This window comes from Lysobacter hankyongensis (assembly GCF_039543145.1).
Lineage (GTDB): Bacteria > Pseudomonadota > Gammaproteobacteria > Xanthomonadales > Xanthomonadaceae > Lysobacter_I > Lysobacter_I hankyongensis.
Genome location: NZ_BAABJE010000033.1, coordinates 1 through 1,100, shown reverse-complemented (window position 1 = coordinate 1,100; position 1,100 = coordinate 1). Strand labels below are relative to the sequence as shown.

The 1,100-nt window shown below is 64.8% G+C and carries 1 protein-coding gene; it reads right to left on the bottom strand.

What is annotated here, in order from left to right:
- Positions 1 to 1,098, bottom strand: a 1,098-nt coding sequence (gene tuf / locus ABD974_RS19470) for an elongation factor Tu (protein ID WP_345305012.1), incomplete at its 3' end; no start/stop codon positions are given.
- Between the last annotated feature and the right edge of the window lie 2 nt (positions 1,099 to 1,100).

Sequence of the window (1,100 nt, the reverse complement as noted above, 5' to 3'; positions counted from 1 at the left end):
GCCGCCTTCGCGAATCGCGAAACGCAGGCCTTCGTCCATCGCCACCGGGTTGATCAGCGACACCGCCATCTTCACGTTGTCGCCAGGCATCACCATCTCCACACCCTCCGGCAGCGTCACCGCACCGGTGATGTCCGTCGTGCGGAAATAGAACTGCGGACGGTAACCCTTGAAGAACGGCGTGTGACGGCCACCCTCGTCCTTCGACAGCACGTACACCTCGGCCTCGAAGTCCGTGTGCGGCGCGATCGAACCCGGCTTGCACAGCACCTGGCCGCGCTCCACGTCGTCGCGCTTCGTGCCGCGCAGCAGCAGACCCGCGTTGTCGCCCGCCTGACCCTGGTCCAGCAGCTTGCGGAACATCTCGACGCCCGTCACCGTCGTCTTCTGCGTCGGACGGATACCCACGATCTCGATTTCGTCGCCAACCTTGATGATGCCGCGCTCGATACGGCCCGTCACCACCGTGCCGCGACCCGAAATCGAGAACACGTCTTCCACAGGCATCAGGAACGGCTTGTCGATGTCGCGCTCAGGCTGCGGAATCCACGTGTCCAGCGCGTCCACCAGCTTCAGGATCGACGGCACGCCGATCTCCGACTGGTCGCCTTCCAGCGCCGAACGCGCCGAACCGGTCACGATCGGGGTGTCGTCGCCCGGGAAATCGTACTTGCTCAGCAGCTCACGGACTTCCATCTCCACCAGCTCCAGCAGCTCGGCGTCGTCCACCAGGTCCGCCTTGTTCAGGTAGACGATGATGTACGGCACGCCCACCTGGCGGGCCAGCAGAATGTGCTCGCGCGTCTGCGGCATCGGGCCGTCAGCGGCCGAGCACACCAGAATCGCACCGTCCATCTGCGCAGCACCCGTGATCATGTTCTTCACGTAGTCCGCATGGCCCGGGCAATCCACGTGCGCGTAGTGACGCGTCGGGCTTTCGTATTCCACGTGCGCCGTCGAAATCGTGATGCCGCGAGCCTTCTCTTCCGGCGCCGCGTCGATCTGGTCGTACGCCTTGAACTCGCCGCCGAAACGCTCCGCGCCGATCTTCGTCAGCGCCGCCGTCAGCGTCGTCTTGCCGTGGTCAACGTGACCGATCG